The 15,160-nt window shown below is 56.9% G+C and carries 16 protein-coding genes; 6 read left to right on the plus strand and 10 right to left on the minus strand.

Annotated features, from left to right (window positions below):
- Nucleotides 1-2: 2 nt before the first annotated feature.
- The 4 genes from EXZ61_RS20080 to EXZ61_RS20095 all read right to left on the minus strand — a co-directional run bounded on the left by EXZ61_RS20080 (nt 3) and on the right by EXZ61_RS20095 (nt 5,423).
- The gene (locus EXZ61_RS20080) at nt 3-797 is read right to left on the minus strand and encodes a ParA family protein (protein WP_142813709.1); all 795 of its coding nucleotides are present in this window, start codon (nt 795-797) and stop codon (nt 3-5) included.
- A 111-nt stretch (nt 798-908) separates the two neighbouring features.
- A complete protein-coding gene (gene rsmA / locus EXZ61_RS20085; protein ID WP_142813710.1) occupies nt 909-1,673 on the minus strand; it encodes a 16S rRNA (adenine(1518)-N(6)/adenine(1519)-N(6))-dimethyltransferase RsmA in 765 nt (254 codons plus the stop codon).
- 15 nt (nt 1,674-1,688) lie between these two features.
- Nucleotides 1,689-3,002 carry a peptidylprolyl isomerase gene (locus EXZ61_RS20090; protein WP_142813711.1) on the minus strand — a complete coding sequence of 438 codons (1,314 nt, stop codon included), beginning with the start codon at nt 3,000-3,002 and terminating at the stop codon, nt 1,689-1,691.
- A 6-nt stretch (nt 3,003-3,008) separates the two neighbouring features.
- Nucleotides 3,009-5,423: an LPS-assembly protein LptD gene (locus EXZ61_RS20095; RefSeq protein WP_142813712.1), complete on the minus strand. Its 2,415-nt coding sequence runs from the start codon at nt 5,421-5,423 to the stop codon at nt 3,009-3,011.
- Between the two features lie 121 nt (nt 5,424-5,544).
- Here EXZ61_RS20095 and EXZ61_RS20100 point away from each other — a divergent pair, with 121 nt between their 5' ends.
- Both EXZ61_RS20100 and EXZ61_RS20105 read left to right on the plus strand, forming a co-directional pair.
- On the plus strand, nt 5,545-6,663 hold the full coding sequence (locus tag EXZ61_RS20100; RefSeq protein ID WP_142814337.1) for an aminoglycoside phosphotransferase family protein: 1,119 nt from the start codon (nt 5,545-5,547) through the stop codon (nt 6,661-6,663).
- Between the two features lie 56 nt (nt 6,664-6,719).
- Nucleotides 6,720-7,490: a 16S rRNA (uracil(1498)-N(3))-methyltransferase gene (locus EXZ61_RS20105; protein ID WP_142813713.1), complete on the plus strand. Its 771-nt coding sequence runs from the start codon at nt 6,720-6,722 to the stop codon at nt 7,488-7,490.
- Nucleotides 7,491-7,828: 338 nt separating this feature from the next.
- Here the strand turns inward: EXZ61_RS20105 and EXZ61_RS20115 are convergent, their stop codons facing one another.
- The 3 genes from EXZ61_RS20115 to EXZ61_RS20125 all read right to left on the minus strand — a co-directional run bounded on the left by EXZ61_RS20115 (nt 7,829) and on the right by EXZ61_RS20125 (nt 11,207).
- Nucleotides 7,829-8,275, minus strand: coding sequence for a barstar family protein (locus EXZ61_RS20115; RefSeq protein WP_178084893.1), 447 nt, complete (start codon nt 8,273-8,275; stop codon nt 7,829-7,831).
- Between the two features lie 36 nt (nt 8,276-8,311).
- Entirely contained in the window at nt 8,312-8,761 is a 450-nt protein-coding gene (locus EXZ61_RS20120; protein WP_142813715.1) for a ribonuclease, read from the minus strand.
- A 97-nt stretch (nt 8,762-8,858) separates the two neighbouring features.
- Nucleotides 8,859-11,207, minus strand: a complete 2,349-nt coding sequence (locus EXZ61_RS20125) for an NADP-dependent malic enzyme (protein ID WP_142813716.1) — start codon at nt 11,205-11,207, stop codon at nt 8,859-8,861.
- Nucleotides 11,208-11,454: 247 nt separating this feature from the next.
- On the opposite strand from EXZ61_RS20125, the gene EXZ61_RS20130 reads away from it, so the two are divergent.
- From EXZ61_RS20130 to EXZ61_RS20145, 4 genes are all read left to right on the plus strand, one after another.
- Complete coding sequence (locus tag EXZ61_RS20130; protein WP_142813717.1) at nt 11,455-12,441, plus strand: FecR family protein; 987 nt, start codon at nt 11,455-11,457, stop codon at nt 12,439-12,441.
- Between the two features lie 167 nt (nt 12,442-12,608).
- Nucleotides 12,609-12,893 (plus strand): sll1863 family stress response protein, encoded by a 285-nt coding sequence (locus EXZ61_RS20135; protein WP_142813718.1) that lies wholly within the window; start codon nt 12,609-12,611, stop codon nt 12,891-12,893.
- Nucleotides 12,894-12,909: 16 nt separating this feature from the next.
- A complete protein-coding gene (locus EXZ61_RS20140; RefSeq protein WP_142813719.1) occupies nt 12,910-13,476 on the plus strand; it encodes a Crp/Fnr family transcriptional regulator in 567 nt (188 codons plus the stop codon).
- The gene (locus tag EXZ61_RS20145) at nt 13,473-13,712 is read left to right on the plus strand and encodes a helix-turn-helix domain-containing protein (protein ID WP_168224836.1); all 240 of its coding nucleotides are present in this window, start codon (nt 13,473-13,475) and stop codon (nt 13,710-13,712) included. The genes EXZ61_RS20140 and EXZ61_RS20145 overlap by 4 nt, the downstream gene beginning before the upstream one ends.
- A gap of 39 nt (nt 13,713-13,751) precedes the next feature.
- On the opposite strand, the gene EXZ61_RS20150 is transcribed toward EXZ61_RS20145, so the two are convergent.
- Genes EXZ61_RS20150 through EXZ61_RS20160 form a run of 3 tightly spaced genes read right to left on the minus strand, consistent with a single transcriptional unit; the run spans nt 13,752 to nt 14,966 of the window.
- Nucleotides 13,752-14,246, minus strand: a complete 495-nt coding sequence (locus EXZ61_RS20150; RefSeq protein ID WP_142813721.1) for a hypothetical protein — start codon at nt 14,244-14,246, stop codon at nt 13,752-13,754.
- Complete coding sequence (locus EXZ61_RS20155) at nt 14,243-14,626, minus strand: hypothetical protein (protein ID WP_142813722.1); 384 nt, start codon at nt 14,624-14,626, stop codon at nt 14,243-14,245. Before EXZ61_RS20155 ends, EXZ61_RS20150 begins: the two co-directional genes overlap by 4 nt.
- A 28-nt stretch (nt 14,627-14,654) precedes the next feature.
- On the minus strand, nt 14,655-14,966 hold the full coding sequence (locus tag EXZ61_RS20160) for a hypothetical protein (protein WP_142813723.1): 312 nt from the start codon (nt 14,964-14,966) through the stop codon (nt 14,655-14,657).
- Between the last annotated feature and the right edge of the window lie 194 nt (nt 14,967-15,160).

A 15,160-nucleotide genomic window follows, 5' to 3' on the forward strand; every position in this document is an offset into this window, starting at 1 on the left:
TTTTACTTGGTTTTTTTCTTCTTACCAGCTTTGGCAATCAAGGCATCATGCAACGCAACGAATTCCAAGGTCAACTTGTGCTTTGGCTCTAAGAAGATCATGGGGGTCGCAGCCTCATGCGACTCGCGAATTTTGACTGACGCGCTGAGGTAGGGTTGCAACACCGGACGTCCTTCGTCGATGAGCTCTTGAACCATGCGCTGGGGCAAATTGGCGCGCGGCTGGAACTGGTTGACGATGATGCCTTCCACATGCAAATGCGCGTTGTGATCCGCCTTGATTTCCTCCACGTTGTCGAGCAAGGTATAGAGCGCACGGCGCGAAAAATCATCGCAGTCAAACGGAATCAGGCACCCCTGTGCCGCAATTAAGGCGCAGCGGGTGTAAAAGTTCAAAGCGGGCGGGGTATCAATGTAGATCTGGTCGTAGTCTTTGGCCAGCACTTCGAGGGCATCACGCAGTTTGTAGATCTTGTGGCGTGACTCCAACTTGCCATGCAACTCATCCAAAGTGGGGCTAGAAGGCATCAGGTCCAAGCCCTCCCACCGGGTGTGCACGATGTACTCAGCGGCGGCTTTGTCGCGAATGGTGAATTTCAGGCTTTGCTCGAAAAACTCAGCCACATTGGGCAAGTCAGCGGGAGCTTCGGCCCCCAAGAGGTAGCGACTGGAGTTGCCTTGCGAGTCCAGATCAATGACCAAAGTGCGCAGCCCTTGACTGGCGCTGATAGCGGCCAAGTTGCACGTGATGGTGGACTTGCCCACGCCGCCTTTTTGATTGAACACTACATGCTGCATAGCTGACCCGCCCCAAAGTTGGAATATCGCGCAGTGTAAGCGGCGGTGGTGACCATTGCGTCGCAGGGCACACGCTATTGCGTGCGACCGTGCTGAATTAAGGTCTTTGCTCTAGGCGAGGGGCTGAATCTGTTGGACCAAGTCCACATAAGCCTGCACCGGAACTTCTTGGGCGCGCCGCTGCAAATCGAAGGTTCCACTGAAGCCCTTTGTCTCCAACCAATGCCCTAGCGTGTGACGTAACAGCTTTCTGCGCTGGCTAAACGCCACTTGCACCATTTCGCTGAACAAGCGCACGTCAATGGCGGGCGGCTGCGCCAAGGGCACCATACGCACCACAGCGCTGTCCACCCGGGGTGGTGGGTCAAAGCTCTCCGGCGGCACGAAAAGCACATTGTCCATGGCATAGCGCCACTGCAGCATCACGCTTAGGCGACTGAAGTCCGCACTGTCCGGCAGTGCCACCATGCGGTCAATCACTTCTTTCTGCAGCATGAAGTGTTGGTCTTGCACGATGTGCACGTAGTCCAGCAAGTGAAACAAAATCGGTGTCGAGATGTTGTAAGGCAAATTGCCCACAACCCGCAGCTTGCCCGCTTTAACAGGTATCTGAGAAAAATCCACCCGTAGGACGTCGGACTCAATGACTGTCAGCTGAGAGTGGCTGCGCAAACGTTGCGCCAGATCACGGTCCAGCTCAATCACATGGAGGTGCCCTAAACGTTCCACCAGTGGTTGGGTCAAGGCGGCCAAACCTGGGCCAATTTCCACCATGCTGTCGCTGGGCTGCGGTGCGATAGCGTCAACAATGGCGTCAATGATGCCGCCGTCCGACAAGAAGTGTTGGCCAAACCGTTTGCGGGCAATGTGTTTCATGGGGCGGTCGTTGGTTTATTGGGGTGCGTCACGCAACTCAACAAACGCGCGGGAGCGCACGTCTCGGGCCCAGTTCACAAAAGCGTCGTCATAGCGCATGCCCTTCAGCTGGTTGCGCACGGAATCACGCACTTCTTTGGGGCTCAAGGCCACACGGCGCCGCTCTGTGACTTTGATCAAGTGCACGCCGAAACGCGACACCACGGGCTCGCTGATGTCGTCCTCCGCCAAGCGATTCATGGCGTCTTCAAATTCGGGCACAAACATGCCGGGATTAGCCCAGCCTAAGTCGCCCCCCGCAGCTGCACTTGCGTCTTGGGAATACTCACGGGCCAAGGATGCAAACGTGACACTCCCAGCAACAATGCGTCGCTTGAAGTCTTTGAGTTTGCTCACCGCAGCAGCCTCTGGCTCCTGCGGTGTGGGTCGCAACAGAATATGCGAGGCTCGGGTCACGACCATGGTTTGCTCCGAGGCAGTCGGTATCCGTCGTTCCACCAGCTGCAATATGTGAAAACCAGCGGCACTGCGGATGATCTCGGAATAGCCACCGACCGGCAATTTCTGAGTAGCCGCCACAAAGGACTGTGGATAACGGTCTGAACGACGCAGACCCAACTGGCCGCCATTTTTGGCATCGCCTGCGGAGACTTCTTGCATGAGCTTCACAAAGTCTTCCCCACTAAGCAGCCTGTCCAACGTTTTTTGGGCCACCTGTCCCAGCGCAGCCACACGTTCGGGCGAGGCTTTCTCTGGCACCGCAATCAGGATTTGGGCTAGATTGATTTCTATGGCCAATGGATCCGTGTTGGCATTCTTGGGGTCTGCCAAATATTGGTCGATATCTTGCTCTGTGACCACAATACGTCGCTCCACATCACGCTCATGGAGGCGGGTCAGCGTTTGTTGGTTGCGGAGTTGCTCGCGAAAGGCGGCAACACTGAGCCCTTCTTTTGCCAAGCGCTTGTGCAGCTCATCTAGACTAATTTGGTACTGGCGCGCCACAGCTTGCTCGGCGTTGTCAACTGCACCTGCGTCTACTCGAATACCCGTTTCTCGGGCCAATTGCAGCTGAGCACGGTCATTGACAAGCCTCTCGAGTACCAAGGCGTTGAGCTCCGTGGGCGGCGGCAAGGCCTGCCTTTGAGCTCGCAATTGCTCGGTGACGCGCTGCACTTCAGCCCGCAGTTCGGCATTGGTAATGGGTTCCGAATTCACCAGGGCTACGATGAAATCACCCGTTGGGGCTGTTTGAGCCATGGCGACCGGAGCCAGCAGGGCAACGGAAAAGGCGAGGGCAAGGGCCCGGCTTCTAAGTGACTGTGTCATTTGAATTCAATCGTACGTGCTAAAACGGCTGTTAGATGTGCCCGCTTCGCGCAGGTTTTTGTAGCGTGAGATATTGGAGCTAAGAGCGCGCTGAGGGCTAATGCCAAGTTTAGTGAATCCCACAAACTCGAGTTGGAACATCAATCTTTGTGATGCGGTTTCAGTGCTGGTCTGTACGCGCTCCAGCACCACCCGTCCCAGCCAACACCCGGCATCGTACTCGACGCCCAAGACGGTGTTGACGAGCCGACGCTCATCTAAGCTGTAGTCCATGCGTCCCACGCCATAGTAGCGTCCTTCGCCTTGACCACGCCCAGGCCCCATGTCACGCCCTTGGTCTCCCCACAGATCATTGAGTGGCCATTGCCAGCTGACAGCAACTTGCTCGCTGACTTGGCGCTGAAATCGGTAAGCGAAGTTCACCACGCGGTAGTCGCTAGGGCTGTAACGTGTGCCCAAAGTTGAGCGTGCAGATTGGTCGGTTAGGGGGTTGTATTGCACGGTGGAGTCGACAGCCCAGCGGTCTGCCACGTTGACCGAAGCACCTAGCAAGATGTCACTTTGACCTGCTGCGGCCGGCGCAGACGACGGGTTGAGGGTGACCTTTTGCTCGTCAAACCTCAGGCGCTGCGCGACCAAGAACCTCGATATCTGTGCCCCAGTGTCCGAATCTAGAAAACGCGTCGTGAGGCCAAGGGTGAGCATGTTGTTGTCGGATATTTTGTCGTGCCCTACAAACGCATTTTCTGTGTAGATGCTAGCGAAGTTGAAGTCATTGGCAGCGGTATCGTAGTTGGGCAACATGCTTTGGTTGCGATACGGGGTGTTCACATAGAACGCGCGTGGCTCCAAGGTTTGCGTAAAGCCGCGTCCCCACACTGCCGTTTCGCGTTCGAACACCAAGCCAGTATCTAGACTGAATGTGGGGACTACGCTGCTTTCGTAAATGGCCCCGGTTTTGGTCGGCGCATCGAACTGGTAGTTGGCAGCGTGCAGCTGCACTTTGGGGACAAAGAAGCCGGCCGGAGCAAGCCAAGGCCTACTCAACTGAACGAGCGTATACAAACGCTGTGTGTTGGGCTGCAGCGTTCGCGTTCGGTCGGCATCGAATTGGGTGTAGTCCCCCTCCACTGACCAGTCAAACCCATTCACATTCGCCTTGCTAAAGCGTGTATTGAGCTGCGGAACCCGGTCATACGGTGGCGTAATGGGCGCGGTCACATCTTGGAGCGTTTGCCATTTTTGGACTTGAATGGTGTTGCTAAAACCACCCGAACTCCACGTGGTGGATACCGTGCTGGGAAGCAACCTTTGGGTGAACACTCCACTTGCCCTCGTAAAGTCACGCCAATAGTTGTCATCGCTGACCCGGTTGACATCCACCGTCAGCCCAAGGTTTGCGGCGTATGCAAGGTCCGTTTGTATCGACGCAGTGTGGTTCACATTCAAACCCCATCGGTCCGCATTGCGCAGCGTGTCGGAGGGCATGTAATTGCCACGCACAGTACCTGAGTAGGTGGACTCTAAGTAACGAAACTCTGCGCCCAAATCTACGCCCCGTTTGGTCATGAGGTTGGGGGTAATGGTCGCGTCACGGTTGGGCGCAATGCTCCAGTAGTAAGGGACGGCCAGTTCCGTACCATTCGCGGAGGTTGCTCCAATGTCCAGTGCCAGTGTGGGAGGCAAAAATCCCGACTTGCGCTTGTCGCTCAAAGGAAAACTCAATGCGGGAATCGGCAAGATGGGCACGCCTTGGAAGTCAAGGACCGCACCCTGTGCGATGCCGATGTCTTCATCATTGTCGATGCTGATCGTGGTGGCTCGAAGTACCCAAGCGGGCATCCAGTCTGGGCCGGGAATGCGGCGGCATGTGGTGTAGGTCGCGGCAGAGACTACCGTGTGGCTTTCGTCCAAGAACGTCGCTTTGCTCGCTTGGCCATGGGCGTCGTTTTGCAGGAACTGATACACCGGGTTTTCAAATGTGCCTTCAAATGCCTCCACTTTGAGTTCAAGGTGTGTGCCTTCATAGACATTGCCCCCCCGGTTCACGCGAACCTTTCCTTCAGCTTTGGCGATATCCGTAGATTGGTCGTATTCAAGGCGGTCCGCATGAATCACCGTACCCGCTTTACGAAAGACTGCATCGCCTTCAATCACGGTCTCCAAGTCGGGATGCCCCGAGATGCGATCACCGATCAAAAATGTGGGCGCACCCTGCTTTTGCTTGACGGAAATGCCCTCTTCCATGAGGCTACTGGCTTTTAGGCCAATTGCATCTTCAGCAGTTGGAACACCTTCCCTCGCCTCCTGTGCTTGCGCACCCAAATGGCTGCAATACAGGAAAACCACAATGGCTACGCGGGATAGGGGGTGGGCAGTGGCTTGCCTGCTGGGTTTCAATCGGCGCGGATGGGGTCGCATGCAGGTCAGCTGTAGAGGGGCAAAGTGTTCGATATTGGAAGCGCTGGCCAAAGCCATTGATGCCATTGTGCAAGGAGGCAGTTGGCGTTTGTAGAATGGATTATCCATGAGCTCAACCAAGATGACATCCACACCGCTTCAATCGTCCGACAGCAGTTACCAGTTACGCCCAGGGATTGAATGGAGCTCCCCGGAGCGGCAACAGGCCTTTTCGGCCTGGTTCGCTAGCGTAAAAACGCAATACCAACTGGCCGAAGAGACCTTGCACCTGGCGTCTGCGGATGCAAGTTTCCGCCGTTACCTGCGAGTCACTAGCCCAACTACCAGCTTCGTGATTATGGATGCGCCCCCAGACAAGGAAAACTGCCATGCCTTTGTCAAGGTCGCAAAACTTTTGCAAGGGGCGTTGGTTAAGGTGCCTGAGATTCTTGCATGGGACGAGTTGGACGGCTTCATGTTGCTGTCCGATCTCGGAGCACAGACCTTCGCCCAGAGCATGGAAAACAGCGCCACCCCTTCTCTTGACGGCTACTTGGAGGCCGTGGACATGCTGATTCGATGGCAATTGGCTTCTGTTCCAGGCGTCCTTCCTGTGTATGACGAGGCCTTCGTCCGGCGTGAGCTCGAACTGTTTCCACAGTGGTATATCGGGGAATACCGCAAGTGCGACATCGACAAGAGCATGCGCAAGACGCTAGATGACGCCTTCCAACACATACAAGCAAACACTTTGGCTTGGCCGAGTGTGTTTATGCACCGTGATTTCATGCCTCGCAATCTCATGGTTCCTGGACATGCCAGTCCTTTAGCTTCCACAAGAGGACCACTGGGCTTGGGATTGCTGGACTTTCAAGATGCGGTCTACGGACCCATCACCTATGACATTGCAAGCCTTTTGCGCGATGCCTTTTTGTCCTGGGATGAAAGTTTTTGCATTGATGTAACCGTGCGCTACTGGGAAAAGGCGCGCAAAGCGGGCTTGCCTGTGGGGGACGACTTCGGTGAGTTCTATCGCGGCGTCGAGTGGATGGGGCTTCAACGCCACTTGAAAATCACTGGCTTGTTTGCGAGACTGACTTTGCGTGACGGAAAGGCCAAGTATTTGGCAGATACCCCGCGCTTCATCGCGTACATGCGCGCGACCTGCGCACGCTATCGAGAGCTAGGCCCACTGCTAAGGCTGATCGAGCGTGTGGAAGGGATCGAGGTTCCCAGCGGCTACGCCTTCGGGCGTGTGTGACCGCGGCCCAGCTAGGACGCCCCGTTTCACTTGTTGCAATCCACTCTTTACCGTCTATGCCACGTTTTTTTTGTCCCACTCAGTTGAGCCCTGGGTTGATGTTGCACCTTCCCCCGGGCCCAGCTCGCCATGTGCAAGTACTTCGGCTACAACCGGGTGACATGATTCAGCTGTTCAATGCGGGACCAGGATGGGACCAAGTGGGCGTAGAAGGCGGGGAGTACTCCGCTCGCATTACCGAGATGGGGCGTAGCCATGTTGAGGTACAAGTAGGGTCCCACATGGCTATTGAACGGCAACCCTTTGTTGATGTTCATCTGTTGGTTGGTATGCCCGCCAATGAGCGAATGGATTGGCTCGTGGAGAAGGCCACCGAGCTAGGGGTAGCCAGTATTCAGCCGCTCATGACAGAGCGCAGTGTGGTGCGTTTAACCGGGGACCGCGCGGATAAGAAGACCCAGCACTGGCAGAGCGTCGCTATTGCAGCGTGCGAGCAGTGTGGCGGCAATATGGTTCCCATCATTCATCCCGTGACTACGTTGCCCGCGTGGATCCGAGGCATGGAAACAGTGGGCCCTGCTCTCACATCGCATTGGGTTCTTTCACTGCGGGATGGTAGTACGCCTTTGCGGAAAATCGCGAGCGCGCACGCTGAAGTATCCATGTCGAAACCGTCCGTCTTTTTCTTGTCAGGGCCAGAAGGTGGGTTGTCTGGCGCGGAAGAAGAACACGCGCTGCTCGCTGGGTTTGCCGCTGCATCCTTAGGGCCAAGGACATTGCGCGCTGAGACGGCCGCACTGAGCGCGCTGGCAATGTTCGCCATCTAGAGACATCGTCAGTGCGCCAAGCCTTTGCTATGGAGCAAAACCATAGCCCCATCCCAGAATGCAAAAGCCCATCACAAGGATGGGCTTTTGATGGGAGATTAAACACTGCGCTCCCCTGAGGGGCGCATTGCTGCAATGCTATGCAGCAGCTAACCAATACCCCGCATTGAAGGGGCTGCTCATTCGAAGAGCCAATGGAGACACATCCAAAAGCTTATCTGTGGGCATTTTTTCCCCATTTTCAGCTGTCGCGGTGAGTACACCCTCTGCGTCAACTTTTGCAACTTCGTTGCTTGCCTCGTTAGCCCGTTCTGCTTGGCTGGTTTGTGCAGAACGGGCTACAGAAAAGAATAGAAGCATCGGAATGGAATTTTCCGGTCCCCCCAGTAATCTGAAGTGTCTCTAAAGATATCGAGAAGTTGCTCACGGGCTTCTTTGTCAAACTTGACGTTTGCAGGAATGTGTTCCAGAACGACAATGAACCCAGGCTGCGGGCCAGACTTATGCACGGGGTCTGTCATGCTGTCGTACAGAGCATCAAAATTCTTGCCGACTGGCACAGACAACATGAACTGTTGGCTGATCAGGTCCAAGACATCTTGCTTAGTTTGAGCCTCTGCCAGATTGGCATACAAAAAATGGTGCCCTAAGGAACGGGCCGAGTTTTGAAGCTCTTCCACCCTAAAAGCACGAATGGATTGGACTATATTGGCCCTAACCCCTTTCAGCGGAACATCCGCGCCAGTGCCAACAGGCACCGCTTCTTGACGAAGTGGCATATTCATTTCCCCTTCACTTTCCACAATAAACAAACACTAAACTCAAGGCACAATTTTGCGAAAACTCGCGTAATGATCGGCCGTATAAAAACATGCTTCGGGCTTGGTACGTGGACCACCGCATACAATACGCCTCGCTCCTCTGTTTGAAGCTCCCGGCGTTTTCACCGTGTACTCTAGGTAAAAACCACGTTTCTGGCTTGGTAGCAACCGCTCTCTGTTACCAAACACCGTCCCGTCCTTCTCGTACGGGAAAGGCCCCCCACTCAGAATCAGTTGGTAGGTCTGCTGGCCTTGCAGAGGCATCGCGCTGAGTGCAATCGCCTCGTCCTTCCAAAAGGCATTGTTGTCCTTAGCATGTGCTAAGCCAAAACAAGCAGCTGCAATGCACAGCAAGTAAGTAAGTACCGACTTAAAAACAAGCTTGCGCAACGCAATTTCCTTCAGGCTAACTCTAGGCAAGGCAAAAAACCACCAAGCGGCTAGTGTCATTGATTTGGCCGAAAAAAGCAAGGCCTTGCCAAGGCAAACGGCAAGGCCAAATGGGACTTTTAGGTAAAGAAGCGAGTGCTAACTTATCAAAATGGCCCTATCGAACCGCGTTTGCATCAGCAACCGTTAAGGCGGTCATATTTACAATTCGACGCACTGTTGTGCTTGCGGTCAAGATGTGGACAGGCTTGGCTGCTCCCAAAAGTACGGGGCCAATCGCAATGTTTCCGCCGGCAGCGGTTTTCAACAAGTTGTAAGAAATATTGGCTGCATCAATGTTTGGCAGCACCAACAGATTAGCGTCGCCAGTGAGCGTGCTGTTGGGCATCAGGACTTTGCGCGCAGCGCCATCCAAGGCCACATCACCATGCATTTCGCCATCCACATCTAGCCAAGGCGCCTGCACTTTCAGCAAAGCAAGCGTCTGGCGCATCTTTACCGCACTGGGTTGGTCACTGCTGCCAAAACTGGAATGGCTCAGCAACGCGGCCTTGGGCTTGAAGCCAAAACGCTTCATTTCCTCGGCGGCCATCACCGTAATCGTTGCAAGTTCTTGCGCGGTGGGGTCATAGTTGACATGGGTGTCCACCAGAAACACTTGGCGACCAGGGAGCATCAACCCATTCATGCAGGCATATATGCCCGCGCTGCCGGCGGCATCTGCAGCAGCGGTGGGGCGCTTGCCTATGACTTGGTCGAGATAGTTGAGGTGGACCGCTGTGGTGCCCCACGTTCCGCAAATCAGCCCATCCACATCGCCTTTGTGCAGCAGCATGGCCCCGATCAGGGTCAGGCGACGGCGCATCTCAATCTTGGCGATCTGAACGGTCACCCCTTTGCGCTCGGTCATGCGGTGGTAGGTTTGCCAAAAATCGCGGTAGCGGTGGTCGTCTTCCACATTCACGACTTCGTAGTCAACGCCCTGTTTCATGCGCAAGCCAAACTTTTGGATGCGCTCTGCAATCACGGCCGGGCGGCCAATCAGGGTGGGCAATGCTAGGCGCTCGTCGACCACGATTTGAGCCGCGCGCAGCACCCGCTCTTCCTCGCCTTCCGCATAGGCCACACGCTTTTTCAACGCATTTTTGGCAGCCGTGAAGATGGGCTTCATGGTGGTTCCGGAGGCGTACACGAAACTCTGCAGTTTTTCACGGTAGGCATCCATGTCGACCACCGGGCGGGTGGCCACACCGCTGTCGGCTGCGGCCTTGGCCACTGCCGGTGCGATCATCATCATGAGCCGAGGATCAAAGGGCTTGGGAATCAAGTACTCGGGGCCGAAGGCCAGTTGCTCACCCGCATAGGCGGCGGCAACTACCTCGCTTTGCTCGGCCTGGGCCAATTGCGCAATGGCATGCACCGCGGCAATTTCCATCTCCAAAGTGATGGTGGAAGCCCCCGCATCCAAGGCACCGCGGAAAATATAGGGGAAGCACAGTACGTTGTTGACCTGATTCGGATAGTCTGTTCGGCCGGTCGCGATGATGGCGTCGGGACGCACTGCCTTGACCTCTTCCGGAAGAATTTCAGGGTTGGGATTGGCCAGCGCAAAAATGATGGGGTTCGCCGCCATTTTCTGGACCATGTCTTGCTTGAGCACCCCGCCCGCTGACAAGCCCAGAAACACATCGGCACCTTCAATCACTTCGCTCAAGGTCCGAGCGCTGGTTTTTTGGGCAAACACGATCTTGTCTTCGTCCATCAGTTCCGTCCGCCCTTCGTAGACCACCCCTGCAAGGTCAGTTACAAAGATGTTTTCACGGCGAATCCCGAGTTTGACCAATAGCCCTAGGCACGCCAAAGCGGCGGCTCCGGCACCAGAGGTCACCAGTTTGACCGCCGCCGGGTCTTTGCCAGCCACCTTCAAGGCGTTCAGCATGGCTGCGCCGACAGTGATGGCGGTTCCATGTTGGTCATCATGGAAGACAGGGATCTTCATGCGCTCGCGCAGCTTACGCTCCACATAGAAGCAGTCAGGGGCCTTGATGTCTTCGAGGTTGATGCCGCCAAACGTAGGCTCTAGGGAAGCAATGATGTCGACAAGCTTGTCCAGGTTGTCCTTTTCGTTGATTTCGATGTCAAACACATCAATACCCGCGAACTTTTTGAACAAAACCGCTTTGCCCTCCATGACGGGCTTGGCCGCCAATGGCCCAATATCACCCAAACCCAGCACCGCAGTGCCATTGGTGATCACTGCGACTAAGTTACCCCGACTGGTGTACTTGAACGCATTGTTCGGATCTTTCACGATCTCCTCGCACGGTGCAGCCACCCCGGGTGAGTAAGCCAAGGCCAAGTCGTGCTGGTTGACCAATTGTTTAGTCGCTGCAATTGCTAACTTGCCCGGGGTAGGAAACTCGTGGTACTCCAGCGCCGCACGGCGCAATTCGGCACGTTTCTCAGCTTTGCTGGTATTGGTGTTTTCGGGGGGATTTGTCGACATCAATCTTCCTCTGCGGCACTTAGCCTGTACGCCACCGAGCAGATCCATTACCCGCTGCGGGGGAGCCATTGTAGACCTCGGGCCTAGCGATTAGTGGCAGCAGTCTAGTGGCGGCATGCACCACTGTTTTTACTTTTCACCCGCATACCTATAGGCCACATTTCGAGGCCAATGCGATAATTGGCCCTCTTTTCCAACCGTAGCCACTGCCTCAACCAACCCCAAGAAGTACCGCCAAGGGGACTCTATGCTGTCTTTACATCGTGTTTTCGGTATTGCAACCGTACTGTTGCTCAGCGCTTCCCTCGTGCAAGCGCAAACAACGGCGGCGGCCAACACCCTGCCTGCCGGCGCGGTCGGCATCGTCACCAACCTGCAAGGCAGCCTGAACACCGGCAAGCCCGGCACAGCAACCCGTCCGTTGGCGGTAAACGCCACTGTCAAAGAGGGCGATGTGCTCAACACCGGCGCTGGTACGTTTGCGCGGCTCAAAATGGTGGACGGCGCTGAACTGGTACTGCGCCCCAACTCCCAAGCCGAGATCACCCAGTACAGCTACAAGCCCAACGCCCCTACCGCAGACAACGCGTTGATTACCCTCGTGCGCGGAGGGCTGCGCTCCATCACCGGCTTGCTGGGCAAACGCAACCCGCAGCAAGTTTCGTTCAAGACCGCCACCGCCACGGTCGGAATTCGCGGAACCATTGTGGGCATACAGCAATGCAATAACGACTGCACGGGTCTCTTGCCGTCTGACGCGCCACCCAACACGCCACCGCCGCCCAACGGCACCCATGTGGAAGTTATCCAAGGTTTGGTCGCGCTCAACAGCGGCGGCGCGCAGTTGTTGTTGGGGGCAGGCAGCTTTGGGCTATCCCGCACTGCCAACACTGCGCCCCAAGCTGTGGCGCGAAACCAAGCACTACAGCAAAACATCCCTGCCTCCATTTTCAGAGACACCACAAGCTCCACCTCTGGCACTAACTCCAACGCCCAAGTGCCTTCAACCACCGACGCAACCACGCCAAGCACGCTCTTGGCTACAGAGCAAACGGTGACTAGCAGCACCGAAGTGGGCACTAACGTGTCCAACCTGCCCGCCCCTGCGGCGGGTTTGCAAAACCAAGCACCAGCCCCTGTGGCCAACAACGTTGTGGTGTTTCCGCCCTCGTTCAGCCCGAACCGTTCCGCGTCCACCAGTGGCGGTGGGCGCTCGGCCGCAAGCCCCAACTAAGGCCTACCGCAGCGACCGCGCCCCGCTTTGGCGCACGCCCGTCAATGTGTGAAACCGCACGGACGGGGCGTACTTGGCTCCTTACGCTTGAACCCCTAGCCTGACGCCACGCTCTTGTGTGCGGCCAGCTGCGCGCTAGCGCACCTGCTTTTGTTCAAGGAGCCTCTATGCAAGACCGTGACATCTATATCGCCCACATGAAAAAACAACTCGACGACCTCAACATAAAAATGGGCACGTTGGAGTCACACACCGAGCAGGCGCGTTTGGACGCCCAAGACAAGTACAAGGAAGAAATGGCCAAACTGCGCCACCAATCGCAACTGGCCTTGAACAAACTCAACGAGCTCAAAACCGCCAGCGAAGACTCGTGGGACACCATGCGCAACGACATGGAAAAAGTGCGAGACGCCTTTACGCACTCCTTCCACTACTTCAAAGCGCAGTTCTAAGCGCGGGTGCCTGCGTATGAACGACGCCCCTGCCAACGCCCATGCACTGGGGCACCCACCTGCTGAGGGCAGCACCGGACTTGCTGCTACGGCCCATGCGGGGACCACGGTGCAGTACGGCGTCGGCATGCTGGGGGCGCCACGTTGGCTGGCGTCTTTGCATTTGGTGGCCGTGAACTTAGGCTTTGCACGGCGCACCGTGGGGGCCGGCGAGATGATTCAGGTAGCGGGCAATGTGTTCACCCATCTGCAAATTGTGAATGTGGGCACTGTGAAAACCGTGCACTTAACAGCCAGCGGCCGCGAGCAGATCGTGGGCTTGCACTTTCGCGGGGACTGGGTGGGGCTAGACGCCTTGGCCAGCGGCCGCTTTGCATGCGACGCCTATGCGATGGAGCCCAGCGAGATTTGGAGCGTGTGTTACGCCAGCGTGCTGAGTGCCTGCGGGCACCTCCCAGAGCTCACCCGTACCCTGCACATTGCCATGGGCGATGAGCTGCGCCGCCACCACGAGTGGCGCTGGGCATGCTGTCGGCCGAAGGGCGTGTTGCGTATTTCTTGCGCTTTTGGGTGCAGGCTTTGACTGAGCGCAACCTGCGCAGCGACCAACTGGCCTTGCCACTGACCCGCGCAGACATTGGCAGTTATTTGGGACTCACCTTAGAGACGGTCAGCCGGGCTTTGGGTCAACTATCGCGCTGTGGTGTGATTCGCTTTGAGCAGCAAGGGCGCAGGAATATTGCCATTCCTAGCGTGGAGGGTTTGATTGCGTTTATTGAGCACGACTACAACCCCAACACCACGGCCACGCTGCAGTAACGACGGGCGGCTGCTCCCCGGTTGGAGCAGCCCAGCCCCTCAGGGTTTGGTACGCAGCAAAACTCCCAAAAGAGCGGCGGCCCATGGCGGCAGTTCTGGTGTACTTGCGGGTGCTGCCGTGCGCGCCAGCAAAGGTGGCACACAACCCAGCACCATGGGCAACAGCGCCGTCCAGCGCCAAGGCTTGACCAGCACCAGAACAGCGCCCACGCCAACAGCCGCACTGACCAGGGCCATAGGATTGCGCTGAGCGATGGGTGCTAGTGCGCCTTGCGCCACACCCACCGCTGCCCCTGCGGCGGTGCGCCAGGGATGTTGGGCCCACCACGCTGTCACGAGGGTGCGCACCATGTCTGGGTTGGGGGTTTGCAGCACCGCCATGAGCCAGGCTGGAATGGAACTCGCACCGGCCGGCGTGCCACCTCCGCCACTGGCATGGGTGCCTGTGGCTTGTGAAGCGGCGCCCAAGGCCTGGCGCAGGCGCTCGCGCGAGACCGCAAGTTGCGCATAGATAAGGGTGTCGGAATGGTTCATGGCACGGGGGTTTCTCGCAACATGGCAAGGTCTTGCTGGACTTGGTGCCACATCTGCTGCAATGGGGCATAGGCGTCTGCTTGGCACGCTGCACGCCATGCACCCAGCGCCAGTACAAGGGGCAGCATGGGTATGGAGATCAAACAACTGGTTTGCAGGGCGCTCACATTGGCCGCCAAAATCCACAACATGGCTGCAGTGCCTGCCAAGACAACGCTCGTAAAGCCCGCACCTACCGCAATCGCGTAGCACAGCGCACCGCGCCCCAATGCTTGGGCAGCGCGGCGGCTTTGTAGGGCTATGAGCGCTGCATAGGCCTGCGCATGCCCCTCTAGCAGCTCAGGCTTGGTGAGCAAGATTTGCAACAGCGCTTGGGGCATGGCCATTCGGCTTTGGCGGTCTGCGTGCTTAGCGGGTCGCGTGCGTGAGCCAGCGCGCCAACACCATCAACGCGGCGCCTGATGCAGCGGCGATGGCCACCGCCTTGAGCGGGTTTTCTTTGATGTAGACCACCGTGGCATCTGATGCATGTTGGGCACTGTGTCGGGCCTGTTGTGTGGCATCTGACAAAGCGTGCACGGCTTCGTTGGCGACATGCTGCGTGGCACGCAGGGCGTCTTGGGCCGAATGGGTGACGCTGTCTACCGCTTGCGTGGCCAATTGGCCGCCCTGCGCAATGGATGGGTCCAGGGTCTGGTCGATGGCTTTGGTATTGAACATGGTGGGCTTTCAGGTTGAGGAAAAAAAGGGGGTCCGTGGCGCAGGCCCTCAGGAGTGCTTCTGGGCAAGCCTGGTACCCACCTTATCGGCGTGGGGTCAGGCTTGTCAGTGCGTCAGCGCACGCCATCTTCTTAATGCGTGTAGGGCCGCCATCGGGGCAGTTGGCAGCCCGGGTTGCCCAGCGCACGGACGGC

The organism is Rhodoferax aquaticus (assembly GCF_006974105.1).
GTDB classification, from domain to species: domain Bacteria; phylum Pseudomonadota; class Gammaproteobacteria; order Burkholderiales; family Burkholderiaceae_C; genus Allorhodoferax; species Allorhodoferax aquaticus_A.